The sequence below is a fragment of the Roseibium aquae genome (assembly GCF_008711285.1).
Lineage (GTDB): Bacteria > Pseudomonadota > Alphaproteobacteria > Rhizobiales > Stappiaceae > Roseibium > Roseibium aquae.
Window position 1 is genome coordinate 262188 of the sequence record NZ_VXDC01000007.1, and the last position, 18706, is coordinate 280893.

Consider the following 18706-nt stretch of genomic DNA (forward strand, 5'->3'; position numbering starts at 1 on the left):
CCTGTCCGCGGACGGTTCAGGCAAACAACGCGTCGATCTCAGCTTGAGCCGCATCGCCCTCGTGGATCTCGACATCATCGACATGGCCGTGAATGACGCCGCTGGCAACCGAGATCAACGGCTTGATGGTCGCAGTCGCGGTGATGGAGACATCGTTCGCGACCTCGACTGCCGCGGGACCATCGCGCAGCGCGTCCTGCGCGGTTTGAACGGCTGCATTGATCTCGCGGATCAGCGTTTCTAGATTTTCACGCAAATAGGGCGGCGCTGCCTCGTAGGCCGTGATTGCCAGTTGCTTTTCGGTGAAGCTTGAGTTCTCGAAATGGCTACAATAGTCGAGGGGTTTCCACGCGAGAACATCTTCGGCGCATTCCGGCATGGCCGGCAGCATCTCCAAAAGCATGACCACCTCGTTGAAGTGGTTGAGATAGTCGGTCGCGAGGCCGGTCGCTGGATTGATATTCGCCTTTTCCAGCTTTTCGGCGGTTAGGCTTCCCGCGCCCAAGACCGGAGGATCGCATTCCATCTTGTCCCCCCAGTGGATAGCATGCGTGTGAACGCTAACGGCTTTTCCTTGCCAATTGCCTAATCTTGATCCACTCCGCCCTAGAGAAAAAGCGCGCGAAATGCAAACTCGACAAACCGATGATCCTGTAAAGGTGACATGATGTGTGGCCGTTTTGCCCTGACCGCAACGCCGGAAGATGTGCGGGCGCTCCTGGGTTACCTTGACCGTCCGAATTTTCCCCCGCGCTACAACATCGCGCCGACCCAGCCGATCGCCACGGTCCGGCAAGCCGGGGCCGAGCGGCGGTTTCACCTCGTGCGATGGGGCCTGGTTCCATCCTGGGTCAAGGATCCGGCGAGCTTTACCCTGTTGATCAACGCCCGGGCCGAGACGGCGGCGCAAAAACCGTCCTTCAGGACCGCGATGCGCCATCACAGGTGCCTGATCCCGGCATCGGGCTTTTACGAGTGGCGGCGGACTCCCGAGGGCAAGCAGGCATACTGGATCGCCCCCCCGGACGGCGGTGTGATCGCTTTCGCCGGGCTCTGGGACACATGGTCGGATCCCGATGGCGGAGAGATCGACACTGCGGCGATCCTGACCGTTCCGGCAAACCGGACCATCGGACGGATCCACCATCGGATGCCGGCCGTTCTTGACCCGGAAGACCATGCCGCATGGCTGAGCACCGGCGATGTGATGGCAAGGGATGCGCAGGCCCTCTTGAAGCCAGCCGGGGAGGACGACCTGGTGGCGGTGCCCGTCTCCGACCGCGTCAACAAGGTCGCGAATGATGATGCCGGCCTGCAAACATGCATCGAGGAGCGCGCCGGTGACGTGCATGGTCCCGGCGGGGATGAAACGGGCGGGGAAGATACGGGCGGGGAGGGCACTGTCGGATCCGGCGCGCCGGCCAAAACCCGGAAAACCGGCACGGGCCGGGCCCGGCAAACCGACCCGGATCAGTTCGATCTTTTCTGACCGGTGCTGGTAATCTTGCCGCCGGTCGCCTATGACACGCCCGACCTATCAGCCGGGCGGGAACGGGCATGACCAAAACCAATCAGGATCGAGTAGCCGAGGCCTACAATCGCGGCCTTGACGCCGAAAAGGCGGGAGACTTCGATGCCGCAGAGGCGGCCTACAGGGAAGTCCTTGCGCTCGACCAGGAGGATAGCGGCGGTGTGAGCGTTCGCCTTGCCGCCATGGGCCGGTCCGCGCCACCGGCCAAGATGCCCGATGCCTACGTGGCCACACTGTTTGACCAGCATGCGGATGTGTTCGACACCATCCTGGTGGATCAACTCGGTTACTGCGTCCCGCTGATGGTGGTGGACGCGGTGAAATGCCTGTCGCTCGGCCCTTTCGATCGTCTTCTGGATCTGGGATGCGGCACCGGCCTGACCGGCATGGCGCTGGCGGACTGCACCGTCCATCGCACCGGCGTTGACCTTTCGGAACGGATCATCGAACTGGCCTTCGACCGGCAGGTTTACGACGATCTCTATGTCGGCGAGGTGGTCGATTTTCTTCAGGACTTCGAAGACGATGACGGACATCAGCCGGTCTGGGACCTGATCACCGCGACCGACGTCCTGCCGTATCTGGGAGATGTGGAACCGCTCTTCCGGGGTGCGTCCGCCCGGCTCGTGGCGGGCGGCGTGCTGGCCTTCTCGACAGAAACATTCGACGATCCGTCCGCTTTCAAGGGCAATCCGTATAGTGTCGGCCAGAAGACCCGATTTGCCCATCGGCTCGACTATATCGACAAGTCCTTAAAAGAGGCCGGCTTTGTCCGTCTGTTGGCAGATGACATCACTGTCCGCCTTGAGGACGGCAAACCCGTGTCCGGGCATCTTGTTCTGGCCAGAAAAGCGGCGGCGTAGCGGGCAGGTCGTCCCATTCCGGCTGGTGTTGCTCGAAGGGGACGAACCCGGGATTGGCCTCCACCACCAGATAGGGCGTTCCTGTCGAAGTCTGGGCCAGCGAAACCCCGTTGCCGTCCACCATGGCGGTCACCTTGTTCCGGTATACCGACAGTCCGCCGCCTTCGAACGCGTTGACCGGCGTGTCGAAGCAAACTCCGACACGGAAAACCGCTGTTCCGCGGACCCTCGCCAGAAAATCCAGGCGCCCTTGAAACCGGTGTCCGAGGTAGGTTCCCTTGATCCGGGCCCCTGAACACGGCAGCTGTGGAGTACAGGGGCCGGTAGGGGCCCATAAGGGAGCACCAGCCTGGCTTGACGGGCCTTCAAGCCCCGTTTGTGGAACCTGGGGCAACGGCCGCGCATCCGCTGGCAGGCGTTCACGCAGCCGTGCGATCCGCGCGCGCAGGTTCTGCCGGTCAATCTGCCGCATGCTCTCAAACCCCTGATATCTGTGAGCGGTGAACACCGGCCCTCGCAGTCGGATGAAGGGCAGACGCGGCCCTGCGGCCCGCCATGCTGCTACCGGTTCTTCGCTTCCAAAATTGAGTTGTGATCCCACCAGGGCCGGCCGCGCCGGCCCCGCCGTGTGTCAACTGTGCGCCAGCCGCTTCAGCAAGTCGATCTCAGCGGCGAGGGCCTTGTCGGCCTTGGCCATCTTGTCGATTTTGCGCACGGCATGGAGCACGGTCGTGTGGTCCCGGTTGCCGAACCGGCGTCCGATCTCGGGCAACGACCGCGGTGTCATGACCTTTGCCAGATACATTGCGATCTGGCGCGGCTTGACGATGGTATGCGCCCGGCATGACGAAAGCAGGTCGGACTTGGTGACGCTGTAGTGTTTGCACACCACCTGCTGGATGTCCTCGATCAGAACCGACCGGAGTTCGGTCGGGCGGACGAGATCATGCAGGGTCTTGTCCGCCAGTTCCTGTGTGATCGGTTGATGGGTCAGCTGGTTGTGGGCGATCAGCCGGTTCACGGCGCCTTCCAGGTCGCGGGCCGACGACGCCACATGACGGGCGATGTGATCGACCACAGGCTTGGGCACGTCGAAGGTCGGGTAGTGCTTGCGGCCCTGCGCGATCCGTTTTTCGACGATGTTCCGCCGAAGCTCGAAATCGGGTGCCTGGATTGCGGCGACGACGCCTTTGCTGAAGCGCTGGCGGATATTGTCGTCCAGCGTGTTCAAGTCTTCCGGCCGCCGGTCCCCGGCGGCGATCACCTGTTTCGGGGTTTCCAGCAGCATTTGCAGGGTCTGGCAAAACTCCTGCTGCTGCTGTTTGCCATGGAGCAGCTGAACATCGTCGATCAGCAAGAGGTCCACCGTATCCATGGTCTGTTTCACGGCCGAGTAGGAACGTGTCCGCAGGGCCGGCACCAGCTGATACATGAAGAATTCAGCCGTGACATAAAGTGCCTTGCGTCCGTCGCGCCGTACTTCGGCGGCCGCGGCCTGCAACAGGTGGGTCTTTCCGATGCCCACACCGGCGTGGATGTACAGCAGGTCGATCTTGCCGGTTTCGCCGCTGGCCATCTGGCGAACCGCTGAGTAGGCAAGTCCGTTTGAACTGCCCTCGACAAAACTGTCGAACGTGAGGGCAGGGCTGATGGCGGCACCTTGGAGGAATTGCAAGGGAAGGTCCCCTGCCGCCGTTTTCAGGACCGCGCCGCCGGATGTGGCCTGTGCGCCGGCCATGGACCGCCCGGTCTGGGGAAGGCCGGTCCGGATATTGGAGTTTGAGGCAAGAAGCTGCTTCTGATTGCCTGCGAAAGCCACGCCACGCGGCCGGATCGCGCCCCGCACAGTCAGTTCCAGCCGGCCGATTTCTTCGCCTTCGGTGCTCCAAAGGCTCATGATCCGGTCCTTGTAATGGACCTGGATCCAGTTCTTGAGGAAGCGTGTCGGCACGGACAGCCGCACCATGTCATCCGCTTCTTCTTCCAGAAGCACCCGCCCGAACCAATTGAAGAAGACATCGTCCCCCAATTCCGCCCGAAGCTTGGTCTTCACACTTTCCCATCGATCGCTTCCACGTGCACATTGTACATGCATTATTCGCCTCCAAATCAAGGACAGCGGCCAACACACCCGCTTATGAATTTGTTTTGTTCGACGGCCTTTCGCGGCCGCGTTTGTTCTCCGGAGTGTCCGGCGCATTATGAGCTGATTGTCCACAACGTTCTGCAACCTGCGAACAGTCTCTTGACTAGTATTTGTCCAATCCTTGGATGTTATACTCTTGATAATATTGTCCAGTTGGATTGGCTCCTAGTGCCTTGTTTGACTTCTGTTTTTCCTTTCTCCGATGGTTCCGTCGTTGCTGTTTCGAGAGGCGCGAAACATGGTTTTGATGGGGTGTTTGCGCTCTCGTATTAACTATTGTTAACGCTGCATTTAGATTTTGGTTTTTTTTGTTGGGGTTTTCAAAAAAAAAGTTAAATATTAGAAAAAGTTATATGGTTATCGGACCGAATCTCCCTTCACATACTGTCAAAAATGCTCGGATGCGGGGGCGCGCAGGTCCGGGCTTGGGCTGTGGATCACACACCCATTTGTATGTTGTGGAGAAAAACCGTTTGCCCGAAGTATGGGCTTGAGCTTTTCGAGGGAATTCATCCCTCCGCCGGGTGGCGCCGGGCCAGGTCTTCGTTGGCTAAAGATTCGGGTCTGCCGACGAAAGCAAAGTCTATGCAATCGGAGGTGCAATCAAAAATTGTGCATGCGGTTGCGGGAGCATGCCGGCCGCGCGGGTCGCGCGGCCCAAACGATATCAGCGGCCTTGGATCAAGCCGAAGGGCCGCTAAAGGATGCGCCCCGGATTGAGCAGTCCCTTGGGATCAAGGGTTCTTTTGATTTGCCGCATCAACTCGAGCTCGATCGGGCTCTTTACCTTTGTCAGCAGATCCTTTTTCAAGCGGCCTATTCCGTGTTCCGCAGAAATGGACCCCGAGAAATCAAGGACGATGCCATGGACGATTTCATTCATGGCATCCCATTTGTCGAGGTAGGCCTGTTTGTCGGCATCGAGGGGCTGGCTGACATTGAAGTGAATGTTGCCATCGCCAAGGTGGCCGAAGGGCACGGGTCGGCAGCCGGGAACGAAGTCCTCGACCGCGGCCATGGCTTTGTCCAGAAAGGCCGGGATCGAGGCGACCGGCACGGACACATCATGTTTGATCGAACCGCCTTCGGCCTTCTGCACTTCGGACATGCCATGCCGGATATGCCAGAAGTCCTGCACCTGTTGCAGGTTCTGCGCGAACGCCGCGTCCTCGACCACGCCTTCCTCCAAGGCTTCGCCCAGGATCGCTTCCAGAAGATCCCGTGTCTCGAAGACCTCGGACCCGCTGGAGATCTCCATCAGGACATACCAGGGATGGGGCGCTTCGAGCGGATCCCGGGTATGCTCCAGATGGCGAAGGCAGAATTCGACGCCGATGCGCGGCATCAGTTCGAAACCGGTCAGCAGCGGGCCAGCCTGTTCGCGGGCGATCGAAAAGAGCCGCAGGGCGGACGCCGGATCGGCCAGTCCGACGAATGCGGCTTCCAGTTTCTTCGGCTTGGGAAACAGCTTCAAAGTGGCGGCTGTAATTATCCCCAGGGTGCCTTCCGCACCGATAAATAAATGTTTCAGATCGTAACCGGTATTGTCCTTGCGCAGGCTCCGCAGACCGTTCCAGATCTCGCCGTTCGGCAGCACGACTTCGAGGCCGAGGACAAGGTCCCGCGTGTTCCCGTAGGCCAGCACCGAGGTGCCGCCGGCATTGGTCGAGATGTTCCCGCCAATCTGGCAGGAGCCCTGCGCACCAAGGGAAAGCGGGAACAGGCGGCCCGCCTTTTCGGCCTCGTTTTGAAGGGTCTCCAGGACGACGCCAGCCTCGACCGTGATCGCAAATCCCTCCGGATCGACCTGTCTGACCTTGTTCATCCGGCCAAGCGACAGGACGATCTCCTGCCCGGTTTCCTGCGGGATTTGGCCGCCCACCAGGCCGGTGTTGCCCCCTTGAGGGACGATCTTCAGATTGTTCTGGTTGGCATAGCGGATGATCGCGCTCACCTCCGCGGTGGAGCCCGGACGCAGCACCATCGGTGTCTGCCCCTGATAGAGGTCACGCCATTCCACGAGGTACGGGGCCTTGTCGGCCGGGGCGGTCAAAACATTCGCCGAACCGATCAGATCGGTAAAATTCCCAGCATGCATGCTCTCGCTCATCAGCGGCAGTCCTCAGATTCTCCAGGTCGAAATCGGCGCGCACCATAAGCCTTTGGACCGGGAACGTCGACGCTTCATTCGGCTGCACGCTGTCTTGAAGGAACAGGGGGGCTGTGCCATAGGAAGCCACCCCGGTCGGGTTTGGTTATATTTCCTGGAGAAGACGATGGCGGTAACGCACGGATTGATGAATGGCAAACGCGGCTTGATCATGGGCGTTGCCAATAACAGATCGATCGCTTGGGGAATTGCCAAGGCATTGGCCGACGCCGGGGCCGAGCTGGCTTTGACGTACCAGGGGGACGCCCTGAAAAAGCGTGTCACGCCGCTGGCCGAGCAACTGGGCGCGATCATTGCGGGGCACTGCGATGTGACCGATCCCGACAGCATCGATGCCGTGTTCGCGCATCTGGAAAAAACCTGGGGCAAGATCGACTTTCTCGTGCATGCCGTCGCCTTTTCCGACAAGGATGAACTGACCGGCCGCTATGTCGACACGACGTCCGAGAACTTCGCCCGGACCATGGACATCTCCTGTTATTCCTTCACCGCCGTAACCCAGCGGGCCGAAAAGCTGATGAGCGACGGTGGATCGATCCTGACCTTGACCTACTACGGGGCGGAAAAGGTGATGCCGCATTACAATGTAATGGGCGTTGCCAAGGCCGCGCTCGAGGCCTCGGTGAAGTATCTGGCCATGGATCTCGGTCCGCAGAACATCCGCGTGAACGCGATTTCGGCCGGACCGATCAAGACCCTTGCCGCCTCGGGCATCGGCGATTTCCGTTATATTCTGAAGTGGAATGAATACAACGCGCCGCTCCGCCGGACCGTGACCATCGAAGAGGTGGGGGATGCGGCCCTGTTCCTGCTGTCCGATCTCGGACGCGGGGTGACCGGAGAGATCCAGCATGTTGACTGCGGATACAACGTGGTCGGTATGAAGGCGGTCGACGCCCCGGATATCTCGGTTGTGAAGGACTGACCGATCGATCCGGGTGCCTGTCTTCTTGTGAGCCAAACCGGCTCATGGGGCGTAATGCAGAAGACGCACTCCAACCAGGACCTCGCATGAGCGCTGTTGTTGACATGCCCGCAAACGGCAGGGTACGGCGGCTGCCGGGTCCCGGGCTCATGATCTTCATCCGCCACGGCCAGACGGACTGGAATGCCGAAGGGCGCATGCAAGGCCGCAAGGACATCCCACTCAATGCGACCGGGATCGATCAGGCGATCGGCAACGGCCGGCGCCTGGCCGCGTTTCTGCAGCGCGAGGGGTTGTCCGTTGGCGATTTCGACTTCGTGGCCTCGCCTCTTGACCGGACACGGCAGACCATGGCGCTGGTCCGCGCGCAACTGCAGTTGCCCGAAGATGGATACCGGCTGGATCCGCGCCTCTTGGAAATCACCTTCGGTGATTGGGAAGGGCATACGCTTGAAGAGCTGGCGCTGACCGAGCCTGCGCTGGTGGCCGCGCGGGCCCGGGACAAATGGGGCTTTACCCCGCCGAACGGGGAAAGCTACGCGATGCTCACGGGCCGGATTTCCAACTGGCTGACGACGGTCTCGGAACCGTCAATCGTCGTGGCGCACGGCGGCGTTTTCCGGGTCATGCGCGCCCTGTTGGAGGGATTGGACACGACCGTCGCGCCGAAACTCGATGTGCCTCAGGATCAGGTTTTCATCTGGCGCAATGACGAGCCGGGCTGGTTCTGACCCTGGCTTTCCCACACACAAACGTGACTCCGGATTGAATGCCCTTGCCGCATTTGTGGCACTTGCCCCGCGTAAGTGACCCCAAACAGGAGTTCACTAGCCGTGACCACAGATTTTTACAAAAACCTACCGGTCTTCAACGACTTTGCCGGCGTAACGGATCTCTCTGCCTATGATCCGGTGCCGGACGACTGGGTCGTTCTGGCCGCCGACATTGTCCGCTCCCGCGACGCGATCGCGCAGGGACGTTACAGGGAAGTCAATCTGGTGGGCGCCGCCGTCATTGCGGCGGTCCTGAACCGGCTCGGGCGCGACCGGATTCCCTTTGTTTTCGGCGGAGACGGCGCGCTCCTGCTGATCCCGGGACAGGATATCGATGCCGGGCGCCAGGCCCTGTCCGGTGTCGCCGCCCTGGCGCGGTCCGCTGCCGGTCTGGCTCTTCGGATCGCCGCCATCCCGATGGAGGAAATCCGAAGGCGGGGAGCCGACATTCGATTGCGGAAGCTTGAGTTGAGCCCCGGCAACCATCTTGCGATGGCCGTGGGCGGCGGTTTCGAGCTGGCGGACGCTCTCTTGAAGAACCCGGAGCCAGACCCGCGTTTTGCCATCGAAGCCGATCCGGAGGTCGAGCCGCTGCTCGATGGCTTGTCCTGCCGCTGGGAGCCGATTCCCGCGCGCGAGGATGTTGTTGTGACCTTGATCGCCAAGCCGTCCAGCCCGGGTGAACTTGGCGCACTCGTGCAACGGATTTGCGAAGCGGTCGGCGGCGATCCCCTGTCCTCCGGCGCAAGCGGGCGTTTTCTGTCCGAGGACCGTTTGAAGTTCCGTTTTCCGCCGACGTTCTTGGCGCGGGAAACCGCGATACTGGGAGGTGCGCACGGCCGCTGGAAACACGGCCTCCGATCCGCCCTCGAATGCCTTGCCTTTGTGTGGGGTTCCCTCACGGGGCGCCGGGTCGGGCCCTTCGAGCCACGCCGGTATCTGGGCGAACTGGTGCGCAACACCGACCATCGCCGCCTCGATGACGCCTTGCGGCTGGTTCTCGATCTGACCACCGACCAGGCGGATCAACTCAGGGCAAGGCTTGAGGAAGCGCGTCTGGCCGGAAAGGCTGAGTACGGGATGCATGTCTCGGATGAGGCGATGATTACCTGTTTTGTATCGGATATCGGCGACGGTCAGCACATCCACTTCATCGATGGGACGGATGGCGGTTTCGCCCGCGCCGCGGAAGACTTCGACGCCCGGAAGAAAGCGAACCGCGGCCCTGATTTGAAATCCGCCTGAACGCCACCGGAAGGTCGCCTGAATTGGAGCGCACCCGTCCAAGAACGGTAGCGGGTCCTATGTTCCCAGGTTGACGGCCAAGGGCGCCAGTCGCGGCGCCGGCTTGGGAAGGATATCGCCAAACCGTCCCCGCCGCTCGAAGAATTCAGCTTCGGGAACGGCCTTCGAGATCAGCCAGCCCTGGACGACATCGCAGCCGTTCTCGGCCAGCCAACGGAACTCGGCCTCCGTTTCCACGCCTTCCGCCAACACGGAAATATCGAGGCTCTTGCTGAGTTGAATGAGAGCGCTGGTGAATTTCTGGAGCTCCGGGTTCTTGTCGACACCGGAAACGAAGCTCCGGTCAATCTTGACGCGGTCGATGCTGAGGTCCCGCAGGCTGGAAATGCTGGAATGCCCGGTTCCAAAATCGTCGAGTTCGATATGGAAACCAAGGCGGGACAGTTCTGCCACATTCTCCTTGATCGGCTCGGCCGTGACCGCATCGATCATGACGGCTTCCAGGATCTCGATGCTGACATTGCGAGGCGCCAGACCCGCTTCGTGTACGGCATCGAGCAGCATTTCGGCGCAATCCGGCGCCGCGACAAGTCCAAGGGAGGCGTTGATGCCGATGTGAAACGGTTCGGGCGTGTGCTCGAGATAGTGCGCCGCCATGCCAAGCGCCTTGGTTCGCACACAGGCATCGATGAGTTCGGTATATCCGGCTTCTTCCGCTGCCGGCAAGAACGCTCCGGGGTAGCGCACGCCATCATTTGTATCGATCCAACGCACCAGAGCTTCCGCACCCACCGTGCGGCCCGTCCGGACACAGATCTGGGGCTGAAACCAAGGGACGATCTGACCGCCCTTGACCGCGTCGACAAGGTCTTTCGCGATGGCCGCCGTCTTGTCGAACTCGCTGCGCATCGCCGGCTCGAACAGCCGGATCTCGGTGGACCCGGCCCGTTTGGCTGCTTTCAGGGCCAAGGCCGCCTCAAGCACCGTGTCTTCACAGTTCCCAAGGCGGTTGACGGCAAGGCCCATGCAGAAATCCAAGGTGGTCGCTTGCTCGGCGATCTGGCGGTCGCGCTTCAGGATTGTCATGATTTCGAGAGCCATCTTCTGGAGCTCGGCGGAGCCAGAGTGCAGGTTCGGCCGGAAAATGGTGAACTCGGCGCCGCCGGTGCGGCCGACGAAATCGTCGGAAAGTCCATACCTTTTGAGGTCCTCGGCGACGATCCGTAGAACACAATCGCCGACCTCCTCCCCATAGCTGCTGTTGATGGCCTTGAAATGCCTGATGTCGGCGATGATCACACCGTGTTCGCAGTCCGATTGAGCCGCGTCATGCACTTCAAGCCGCTTCATTACCCCGCGCCGGTTTGGCAATCCGGACAAGGGGTCATGATAGCCGAGGTCGTCGATTTCCTGCTGCGTGCGTTCCGCGAGCGAGCGGCTCAGCAAAGCTGCCAGGCCGAAGGCTGTCACAATGACCAGAAACCCGACTATTGTGGCCAGAACGACCTCGAACACGGTCGCGTTGCGCCGCTGGTTGAGATCGTCCCGCAAATACCCAAGTGTCTCTGTCCAAAGGGCAAGACTGGTCTTTGCAAGCCTTGGGAACATGGCCATGGCTTGTGCAGCTTGAATGTCCGCTCCGGTGTCTGCACGGCTTGCCGACATCAGCATTTCGGCGCCTGCGGATTGGAAAACCGCGTTTGCGTTCAGGAACCGGCTACCCTTTTCCCGCATGATTTCGGCCCGGGGACCGGTCAGATACATGAAGTGGGTGGTTGTGATCCGGGCAACGGAGTCCGCCGCGACTTTGAATTGCCCTCCTTGGACAGGCAGCGACATCCGGTCCCAAAGATTGAGCGCACTCTTGTTCGAGAGCTGGTCGCCTGTGTAAACCATGGCCGCCGACTCATAGATGACCGAAGGCAGATAATCGCTCAGGATGTAGGGAAGTTCGGATGTTTCCAGCGTCGTCAAGGCGGTCAACTGGATGCTTCTTGAAACCTGGCGGACGAAGTCCCGTGCGTGCCGGATCGAGCGGCTGACGGAAGGTTCCTGCAAAAAGGCCTGAAACGTCAGATTGGCCCGTTCTGTCTCAAGCTTCGTCAGGCCGAGGTTCGAAAGGGATGGGACCGCCCCGGGAAGCGTGCTGGAAGGGCCGGCCAGTCTCCGCTCCATCAGCGGTCCCAACTCGGCAATGGCGGATAGCCCGTCCAGGGCGCGATCGAGCCGCTCGACCTCGCTCAAGGACGCGCGGACCCACAAGGTGGCGAAGAGAAGACTTGGCCCCAGCAGAAAAAGGATGATTCCAGTCAACCATCCGCGAAGTTTCACGTTTTCCCGCTCCCAGGGTGGACAGAACTTGAGACGATGATGGCGGGTGTCGCTTAATATTTCCCGAAGGCAGACGGATGCACGGCAGAAAAACAACGCCAGCAAAAGAATTTGAAGATCCGTGATCGGGCCGGCTGGAATTGGTTGAAGGGGACGTCCGAAGAGACTTCGGTTGGGCCTATGTGCCGTTTTGCCCCCCGGGATCGATCCGGGTGGCCTTGTCCGTTCCGCCGGTTTGCCTTATCGCTGACGGCCATTCGTGTTTCGAGAACCGCGGGAAAGCTGAGGCATGTCGCACAACACTTTTGGCCATCTGTTTCGTGTCACGACTTGGGGCGAGAGCCATGGGCCGGCCATTGGCTGTGTTGTGGACGGATGCCCTCCGCTGGTGCCGCTGACAGAGGCCGGCATCCAGGTGTTCATGGACAGGCGCAAGCCGGGCCAGTCCAGGTTCACCACGCAGCGCCGGGAACCGGACGAGGTGAAGATTCTGTCGGGCGTCATGATGGATGACGACGGTGTCCAGAAGACCACCGGCACGCCGATTTCGCTGATTGTGGAAAACACCGACCAGCGCTCCAAGGATTATTCGGAGATCAAGGACCGGTTCCGGCCCGGGCATGCGGACTACACATATCTCGAAAAATACGGGATCCGCGATTATCGCGGCGGCGGGCGATCCTCCGCGCGCGAAACCGCGATGCGCGTGGCGGCGGGAGCCGTGGCCAGGCAAGTCCTGACCGGCGTCACCATCCGCGGCGCATTGATCCAGATCGGCGAGCATCGGATCAACCGGTCCAATTGGGATTGGGCCGAAGTGGACAACAATCCGTTCTTTTGTCCGGACAAGGCCGCAGCCGAAGCCTGGGCCGACTACCTCGATGCCGTTCGAAAGCAGGGGTCTTCGGTCGGGGCGGTCATTGAGATCGTGGCGGAAGGCGTGCCCGCCGGATGGGGAGCGCCGCTTTACGGCAAGCTCGATACGGACCTGGCGGCGGCAATGATGTCGATCAATGCCGTAAAAGGCGTCGAGATCGGCAATGGGTTCGAGGCCGCGGGTCTGACCGGAGAAGCCAACGCGGATGAAATGCGCATGGGCGCGGACGGCCGGCCGGCGTTTTTGAGCAACAATGCCGGTGGCGTTCTGGGCGGGATCTCCAACGGAGATCCGCTGGTGGTCCGCTTCGCGGTCAAGCCGACCTCATCCATTCTGACCGACCGGAAATCGGTCACGCGGGATGGGGAGGAGGTGGATGTACGGACCAAGGGCCGTCACGATCCGTGTGTCGGAATCCGGGCCGTTCCGGTTGGAGAAGCCATGATAGCTTGTGTGCTGGCCGATCATCTGCTCCGCCATCGCGGTCAGGTTGGCGGCGGCTGATCGGCGCCCGTCCGGTCGTTCCCTCCGAACCTTCCTTTACACCCGCGAGCCTCAGAACGCTCCGTAGGCGCGGATCCGATTGACGATCTCGTCGGGATCGTGGGTCAAGGTGTGCAAATCGATGGACAGCAGTGACCGTCCATGCTCCCTCTGGCTGACTTTCCAGTTCCGCATCATCAGTGTCTTCCAGAACGGGAACTTCTGCTTCTGTGCCACGGCGGCGTCGAGAGAGCGGTTCAGTAGAACGTTCAGCTTCACCAGTTCGATGTTTCGAACGGATGTCCTGGACAGGTCGATCATCCGGATCGACCCCCAGTCAATGAACCCGATCCGTTCCACGAACAGGCCATCCGGGTTCGCGCCCAGTTGCGGCTTGCCTTTTTCGATCATGGGATAGTGCCACAAGGCGATGCCGAGTGGTGCGAGCGCGGCAAAGGCAAGCAGGGTCTGGCCGCTTGCCAGGCCGATGGCCAGCAGCACAACGGCCAGAAAGGCGGCACCAAACACAATTCCGGTTCCGTTCGCGCGCTCGAAGCCGATCGCAAACGGAGCGGGCCCCCGTGTTGCCTCGTCGCCGTCAAATGGATCCACGCCGCCCTTCTTCTGCGCTACAGCCATGTCGCCCCCATGTCAGGTGTCGATGATTTCCGTGCCCTCGATTTTGATATCGAACCCCTCTAAACCCACATAGTGGCGTTCTTTCGAAGACAGCAATTGGATCGAGGCCACGCCAAGGTCCTTCAAAATCTGGGCGCCAAGACCAATTTCGCGCCATTGTTCCTCACGAACCTTGGCCGAAGCATGCTCCTCGTTCTCGGCCGCTTCCAGATCCGTACGATTGCGCTTCGTTTGGCGGGCAACGCCAACAGAGCCTTCCCGCAGATAGACAATCACACCGCGCCCCCGATTGGCAAACAGCCGCATGATGGAATCGAGCGGAGGCTGCGGTCCGAAGACATCGTCAAGAACCGATTCAAGCTGCAACCGCACCGGCACATTACGGCCGTCCAGAATATCGCCATACACCACCGCGACGTGGTGCATCGGGTCGTAAGGGGTTGAATAGGTCATGGCATAGGCCGGGCCGACCGGCGTTTCCACGGGCTGCTCGGCCACTCGCTCAACCAGCCTTTCGGTGCGCTGCCGCCAGGCGATCAGGTCGGACACGGAGACCATTTTCAGATCGTGGTCCGCGGCGAAGGCGGCAACCTGATCACCGCGCTTGACCGTGCCGTCATCGTTGACGAGTTCACTGATCACGCCGACTTCCTCAAGACCGGCCAGACGGCACAGATCGACAGCGGCTTCGGTGTGCCCGGATCGCATCAGCACACCGCCCTGTTTGGCAACCAGCGGGAAGATGTGTCCTGGGCGTACGAAGTCGTCCGCGCCGACATTGTTGTTGGCAAGTGCGCGAACGGTGGCGCAACGCTCCTCGGCGGAAATGCCGGTGGTCAGGCCGGGCCGGTAATCGACGGAAATGGTGAAGGCGGTCGCCAGCGGGGCGTCATTCGCCGAAACCATCGGGTCCAGCCGCAGGCGGCGGGCATTTTGCTGGGTCATGGGCGCGCAGATGATACCGGACGTGTGACGCACCATGAACGCCATTTGCTCAGGCGTGATCTTGCTTGCCGCGACAATCAGATCGCCCTCGTTTTCCCGATCGTCATCGTCGGTCACGACCACGATTTCGCCACGCTCGAACGCGCGGATGGCTTCAGCGACACGGGTCTGGGACACGGGATGCTCCTTGGTTGTGGAAAGGCCTAGAAAATCATTGGGAGTGACCGCGCCGTTGGTCGCCGCCGCGATCTTGCGCGCCATGTCGCGCGAGACCCATGCGTTGGGATCGTTGCAAAGCGCGGTCACGGATGCAGGAGACAGGTTGGCCCGGCGCGCGAAGGCGCTGCGGGTTTCCCCATTCTGCAAGAGCCAATGATCAAGTTTCATGAGCCCTGTGTAGGCCGTCACGCTGCCGGCCGCAAGGAAAAGATTTCAGTGATACTGAATTTTCGGGTCTCAGTGCTTGGTGAATTCAGCAATCCTGGAAACAAAGGCCGGTTCGACGGAGCGCTGGACCAATCCGGCCTGCCGGCCGATGTCCTCGAAATCCTCTTTCAGGTAGGACATGTAATAGGGCTCGTGAAACAGTTGCGGGAAAAGCGTCAGGAGCCCGTCATAGCCGGGCACGTCGCCGGTTTGCAGGCTGTCGACAAAGAGAAACGATCCGCCGGGCTTGAGAACCCGCGCGACTTCGGCAAACACCTGCCGCCGGATCTTGGGCGGCAACTCGTGGAACAGATAGACGCAGGACACCACGTCCAGGCTGTTGCTGGCAAAGGGGAGCTCCTCGGCCTTCGCGGTCAGGAACGCAGCCCGCCGGTTGGCCAGACGTTTGCAGGCCACAGTCAGGTAGGGCTCGGACAGGTCCAGTCCCACACCGCGCAGGCGCGGAAACGCCGACAGGGCCGGGCCAAGCAGCCCGCTTGTTCCGCAGGCAAGATCGACATACGCCAGTTTGCGCTGGTCTTTTTCGCGAATGATCCGGGAAAAGGGTACCAGCGCGCGCCGCCGCATCGCGGCGGTGGCGCCGGAAAACAGCACATCCACCTGAAAATCGTAGAGCTTGGCGCTGTCTTCGGACAGCCAGCCGTCGGTCTGGTAGTGGAAGTTCTGCCGGTAGTAGCGGGGCAGGGTGTCGGGAAACCGGTCGCGGTCTTCAAAGACTTCCTGATGCGCGCCGGTCGCCCGGCGCCGGGCAACCTCCGGCACGTCCTTCAAAAAGGCGCGGCTTGTTTGAAGCAGTTCGGCAGGGGTCATCGAGCCGTCGGCGGGCAGCGGATAATCGCCGCGCTCGACCGAGGCGAGGTCATCGGAAAAAAGCCTGGCGATGTCACGCAGCATCCGCCGCTGGCTCGGCACCGGTCCGTCGGGCACGGGTTTGGGGACAGGCGGCAGATCTTTCTGGATGCGCTGGTTGATCCGCCGCATCGCTTCCGAGTGGAGTGTGTACAGGACAACGCGGCTGCCCTGGTGAACCGCGTACCGCGCGCGCCGGGCAAAGGACAAGACGTCGATGGAACGCCGCGAGGGCCGCCGTCCGGCGGCGGTCGCGTCAAGGGATGAAACCTCTTCCATGGGCGGGCTACCTGGTCAGAACAGCGACCACTTCAATATGGGGCGAAAACACGAACTGGTCCACTGGCGTGACAGTTTGCAGCACGTAGCCGCCATCGATGAGGATCCGCAGGTCGCGCGCCAGAGTGGCCGGATTGCAGGACACGGCAATCACGGTCTTGACCTCCGATCCGGCAAGCTGGGCAGCCTGGGCCTGCGCGCCGGTCCGGGGCGGATCGAAGACAACGGCTTCGAAATGCGCCAGCTCTTCGCGGACCAGCGGGCTGCGGAACAGATCCCGCCGGGTTGTCTTCAGGGTCTTCAAACCCTGGGCCCGGCGGATCGCCTGGTCCATCGCCTTCAGCGCCGCGGCGTCCCCCTCGACAGCGTGCACCTTGGCCTGACGGGCCAGATGCAGTGCGAACGTGCCCGAACCGCTGAACAGATCGGCGACGGTTTTTGCCGTGCCGGCACCTTTCAGCACCATGGCGACGAGCGCCTGTTCGCCCTCCAGTGTCGCTTGCGTGAAGCCGCCCGGCGGCGGGACCAGCGCGGCCCCGCCCATGTCGAGCATCGGGGGGCGGATTTCAATCAGGGTTTCGCCATTCACGGACAGCCGCGCCCAGTCGGCTTCGGCCGCAAGGCGGGAGACAGCCGGGATTGTCTTGTCATAGCTCTTGTCGGCCTTCTCGACCGTCACGTCGAGGCCGGCGGTTGTCGCCAGGACCGTCACGCGCATCTCATCCTTTTTGGGCAACAGTTGCCCGGCGAGGCGCTTCAGATCCGGCAGCGCGCCGACAATCGCGGGATCCAGCACCGGGCATTCGGAAATGTCCACCAGCTTGTGGCTGGCCTTTTCGTGGTATCCCAGAACCGTGTGGCGTCCGGCGCGGACGGCGCTGAACACCGCGCGCCGCCGGGTCCCGGGATCTCCGGAAACGATAGGCTCGACGGGGTGGTCGATGCCTCTGTCCGAAAGGGCTTTCGAGACGAGCGCCCGCTTCCAATCGTCATAGGCTTCTTTGCGAAGATGCTGCACCGCGCATCCGCCGCAGGCCTCGAAGTGACGGCACACGGGGGCAACACGGTCCGGGCTCGGCGTGAGAATGCGGACATTGCGCGCACGGTCGCCATCGACTGCGGCGTCGATGGTTTCGCCGGGAAGCGCGCCGGGCACAAAGATGGGGCCGGTATCGGCAAGGGCCACGCCGTCGCCGCGATGGCCGAGATGATCGATGGTAAGTCTCAAAGGATCCATGGCTGACCGTTAGCCGCGCTCCGGTCCATGTGCAAGGCGTAAACGGTCCGCCGTCGCCATTGCCCCGGCTTGATGCCGGGGCCGCGTACGTGCCCCTTGGTTTAGTCCCAATGATTGCAATTGACCGAACCGCTGGCTGAGCGGACGAAGTTGGTCACCGCCGGACTGTCGTCGAGCCAGATGACGTCGATGTCAAAGGCGCAGGAACAGTCCGGGTTTTCGCCGCCCGAACCGCGGACGAATGAGAGGAACCGGTATTCCCAGCTCGCATTCTCGTCGTGTCCGTCCTTGGCCTGATCCGTGTTGTCCCACCATTGCACGCCGCCATCGGTCTGGCCGATGATCACCTGGCCGCTGTCGGATTGGTAGTTGTCGCCGCCATAGGTGTAGCGGCCGTTGGCCCGGCTTCCGGCTGCGGGAAAAGCGTTGTCCTCATCGTTGTCGATGGTTGTCAGGTAGGTTCCGAAATCCTGGTCTCCGTCCAGTGTTGTCGGATTGATGTCCGGGATGTCCGCGCCCATATTGCTGGTGATGGACAGCTGCAGGATTTGTCCGGCTGTGCATTGCGCGCCATCGCTGCCTCCGGCGTAGTCCGCCTCCACCTTGAAGCCGGTCTTTTGTTCAAGGGCGACTTCCGAATTCACCCCGGTCGGACATATGTAGATATAGGCAAAACCCTGGCAGGCCGTTCCCGGACCGACATCCTGTCTGGCCGTGCACTCCGGAAACCCGTTGTCGGGACCGGCGTCTGCGCCGATCGGGAACCAATTGTTCGAGCAAATGTCCTGCGGGCCGGCGAATGTTACCGACATGCCGGTACAGCCGCAATCGGCCGCAACTGGCGTGGACAGGGCAAGCGCGAGCGCGCCTGCGCCGATGAAAAGAATCCGGATTTGCATTCCACATAACTCCCCATTCCGCTTCTGATCGATGAGCGGCTTTTGCCGCTCTTGCCAGAGACGCCTG

The 18706-nt window shown here is 61.4% G+C and carries 16 protein-coding genes; 6 read left to right on the plus strand and 10 right to left on the minus strand.

Annotated features, from left to right (window positions below; all coding sequences use genetic code 11):
- Window positions 1–16: 16 nt before the first annotated feature.
- Complete coding sequence (locus F0184_RS13185) at window positions 17–526, minus strand: hypothetical protein (protein WP_150496650.1); 510 nt, start codon at window positions 524–526, stop codon at window positions 17–19.
- 141 nt (window positions 527–667) lie between these two features.
- Between F0184_RS13185 and F0184_RS13190 the strand changes: the two genes are divergently transcribed.
- Window positions 668–1489 carry an SOS response-associated peptidase gene (locus F0184_RS13190; RefSeq protein ID WP_150496733.1) on the plus strand — a complete coding sequence of 274 codons (822 nt, stop codon included), beginning with the start codon at window positions 668–670 and terminating at the stop codon, window positions 1487–1489.
- Between the two features lie 68 nt (window positions 1490–1557).
- Entirely contained in the window at window positions 1558–2394 is an 837-nt protein-coding gene (locus F0184_RS13195; protein WP_150496651.1) for a class I SAM-dependent methyltransferase, read from the plus strand.
- Here F0184_RS13195 and F0184_RS13200 read toward each other — a convergent pair.
- From F0184_RS13200 to F0184_RS13210, 3 genes are all read right to left on the minus strand, one after another.
- Window positions 2324–2866 (minus strand): glyoxalase superfamily protein, encoded by a 543-nt coding sequence (locus tag F0184_RS13200; RefSeq protein ID WP_150496652.1) that lies wholly within the window; start codon window positions 2864–2866, stop codon window positions 2324–2326. The two genes, F0184_RS13195 and F0184_RS13200, sit on opposite strands and share 71 nt — an antisense overlap.
- 159 nt (window positions 2867–3025) lie before the next feature.
- Window positions 3026–4489 (minus strand): chromosomal replication initiator protein DnaA, encoded by a 1464-nt coding sequence (gene dnaA / locus F0184_RS13205; RefSeq protein WP_150496653.1) that lies wholly within the window; start codon window positions 4487–4489, stop codon window positions 3026–3028.
- 748 nt (window positions 4490–5237) lie between these two features.
- Entirely contained in the window at window positions 5238–6650 is a 1413-nt protein-coding gene (locus F0184_RS13210) for an FAD-binding oxidoreductase (RefSeq protein WP_150496654.1), read from the minus strand.
- Window positions 6651–6816: 166 nt separating this feature from the next.
- Between F0184_RS13210 and fabI the strand changes: the two genes are divergently transcribed.
- The 3 genes from fabI to F0184_RS13225 all read left to right on the plus strand — a co-directional run bounded on the left by fabI (window position 6817) and on the right by F0184_RS13225 (window position 9653).
- Window positions 6817–7635: an enoyl-ACP reductase FabI gene (gene fabI, locus F0184_RS13215; RefSeq protein WP_150496655.1), complete on the plus strand. Its 819-nt coding sequence runs from the start codon at window positions 6817–6819 to the stop codon at window positions 7633–7635.
- Between the two features lie 86 nt (window positions 7636–7721).
- Window positions 7722–8366 carry a histidine phosphatase family protein gene (locus F0184_RS13220; protein WP_150496656.1) on the plus strand — a complete coding sequence of 215 codons (645 nt, stop codon included), beginning with the start codon at window positions 7722–7724 and terminating at the stop codon, window positions 8364–8366.
- 102 nt (window positions 8367–8468) lie between these two features.
- A complete protein-coding gene (locus F0184_RS13225) occupies window positions 8469–9653 on the plus strand; it encodes a DUF3095 domain-containing protein (protein WP_150496657.1) in 1185 nt (394 codons plus the stop codon).
- A 57-nt stretch (window positions 9654–9710) separates the two neighbouring features.
- Here the strand turns inward: F0184_RS13225 and F0184_RS13230 are convergent, their stop codons facing one another.
- A complete protein-coding gene (locus F0184_RS13230; protein ID WP_150496658.1) occupies window positions 9711–11984 on the minus strand; it encodes a putative bifunctional diguanylate cyclase/phosphodiesterase in 2274 nt (757 codons plus the stop codon).
- A gap of 289 nt (window positions 11985–12273) precedes the next feature.
- On the opposite strand from F0184_RS13230, the gene aroC reads away from it, so the two are divergent.
- Entirely contained in the window at window positions 12274–13365 is a 1092-nt protein-coding gene (aroC, locus tag F0184_RS13235; RefSeq protein ID WP_150496659.1) for a chorismate synthase, read from the plus strand.
- Window positions 13366–13416: 51 nt separating this feature from the next.
- Here the strand turns inward: aroC and F0184_RS13240 are convergent, their stop codons facing one another.
- The 5 genes from F0184_RS13240 to F0184_RS13260 all read right to left on the minus strand — a co-directional run bounded on the left by F0184_RS13240 (window position 13417) and on the right by F0184_RS13260 (window position 18639).
- A complete protein-coding gene (locus F0184_RS13240; protein ID WP_208998467.1) occupies window positions 13417–13983 on the minus strand; it encodes a hypothetical protein in 567 nt (188 codons plus the stop codon).
- Window positions 13984–13995: 12 nt separating this feature from the next.
- Window positions 13996–15315: a 3,4-dihydroxy-2-butanone-4-phosphate synthase gene (ribB, locus tag F0184_RS13245; protein WP_150496735.1), complete on the minus strand. Its 1320-nt coding sequence runs from the start codon at window positions 15313–15315 to the stop codon at window positions 13996–13998.
- Between the two features lie 69 nt (window positions 15316–15384).
- Window positions 15385–16503, minus strand: coding sequence for a class I SAM-dependent methyltransferase (locus F0184_RS13250; protein ID WP_150496660.1), 1119 nt, complete (start codon window positions 16501–16503; stop codon window positions 15385–15387).
- A 7-nt stretch (window positions 16504–16510) separates the two neighbouring features.
- Entirely contained in the window at window positions 16511–17740 is a 1230-nt protein-coding gene (locus F0184_RS13255) for a class I SAM-dependent RNA methyltransferase (RefSeq protein ID WP_150496661.1), read from the minus strand.
- A gap of 101 nt (window positions 17741–17841) precedes the next feature.
- Window positions 17842–18639, minus strand: coding sequence for a hypothetical protein (locus F0184_RS13260; RefSeq protein ID WP_150496662.1), 798 nt, complete (start codon window positions 18637–18639; stop codon window positions 17842–17844).
- Window positions 18640–18706: the final 67 nt, after the last annotated feature.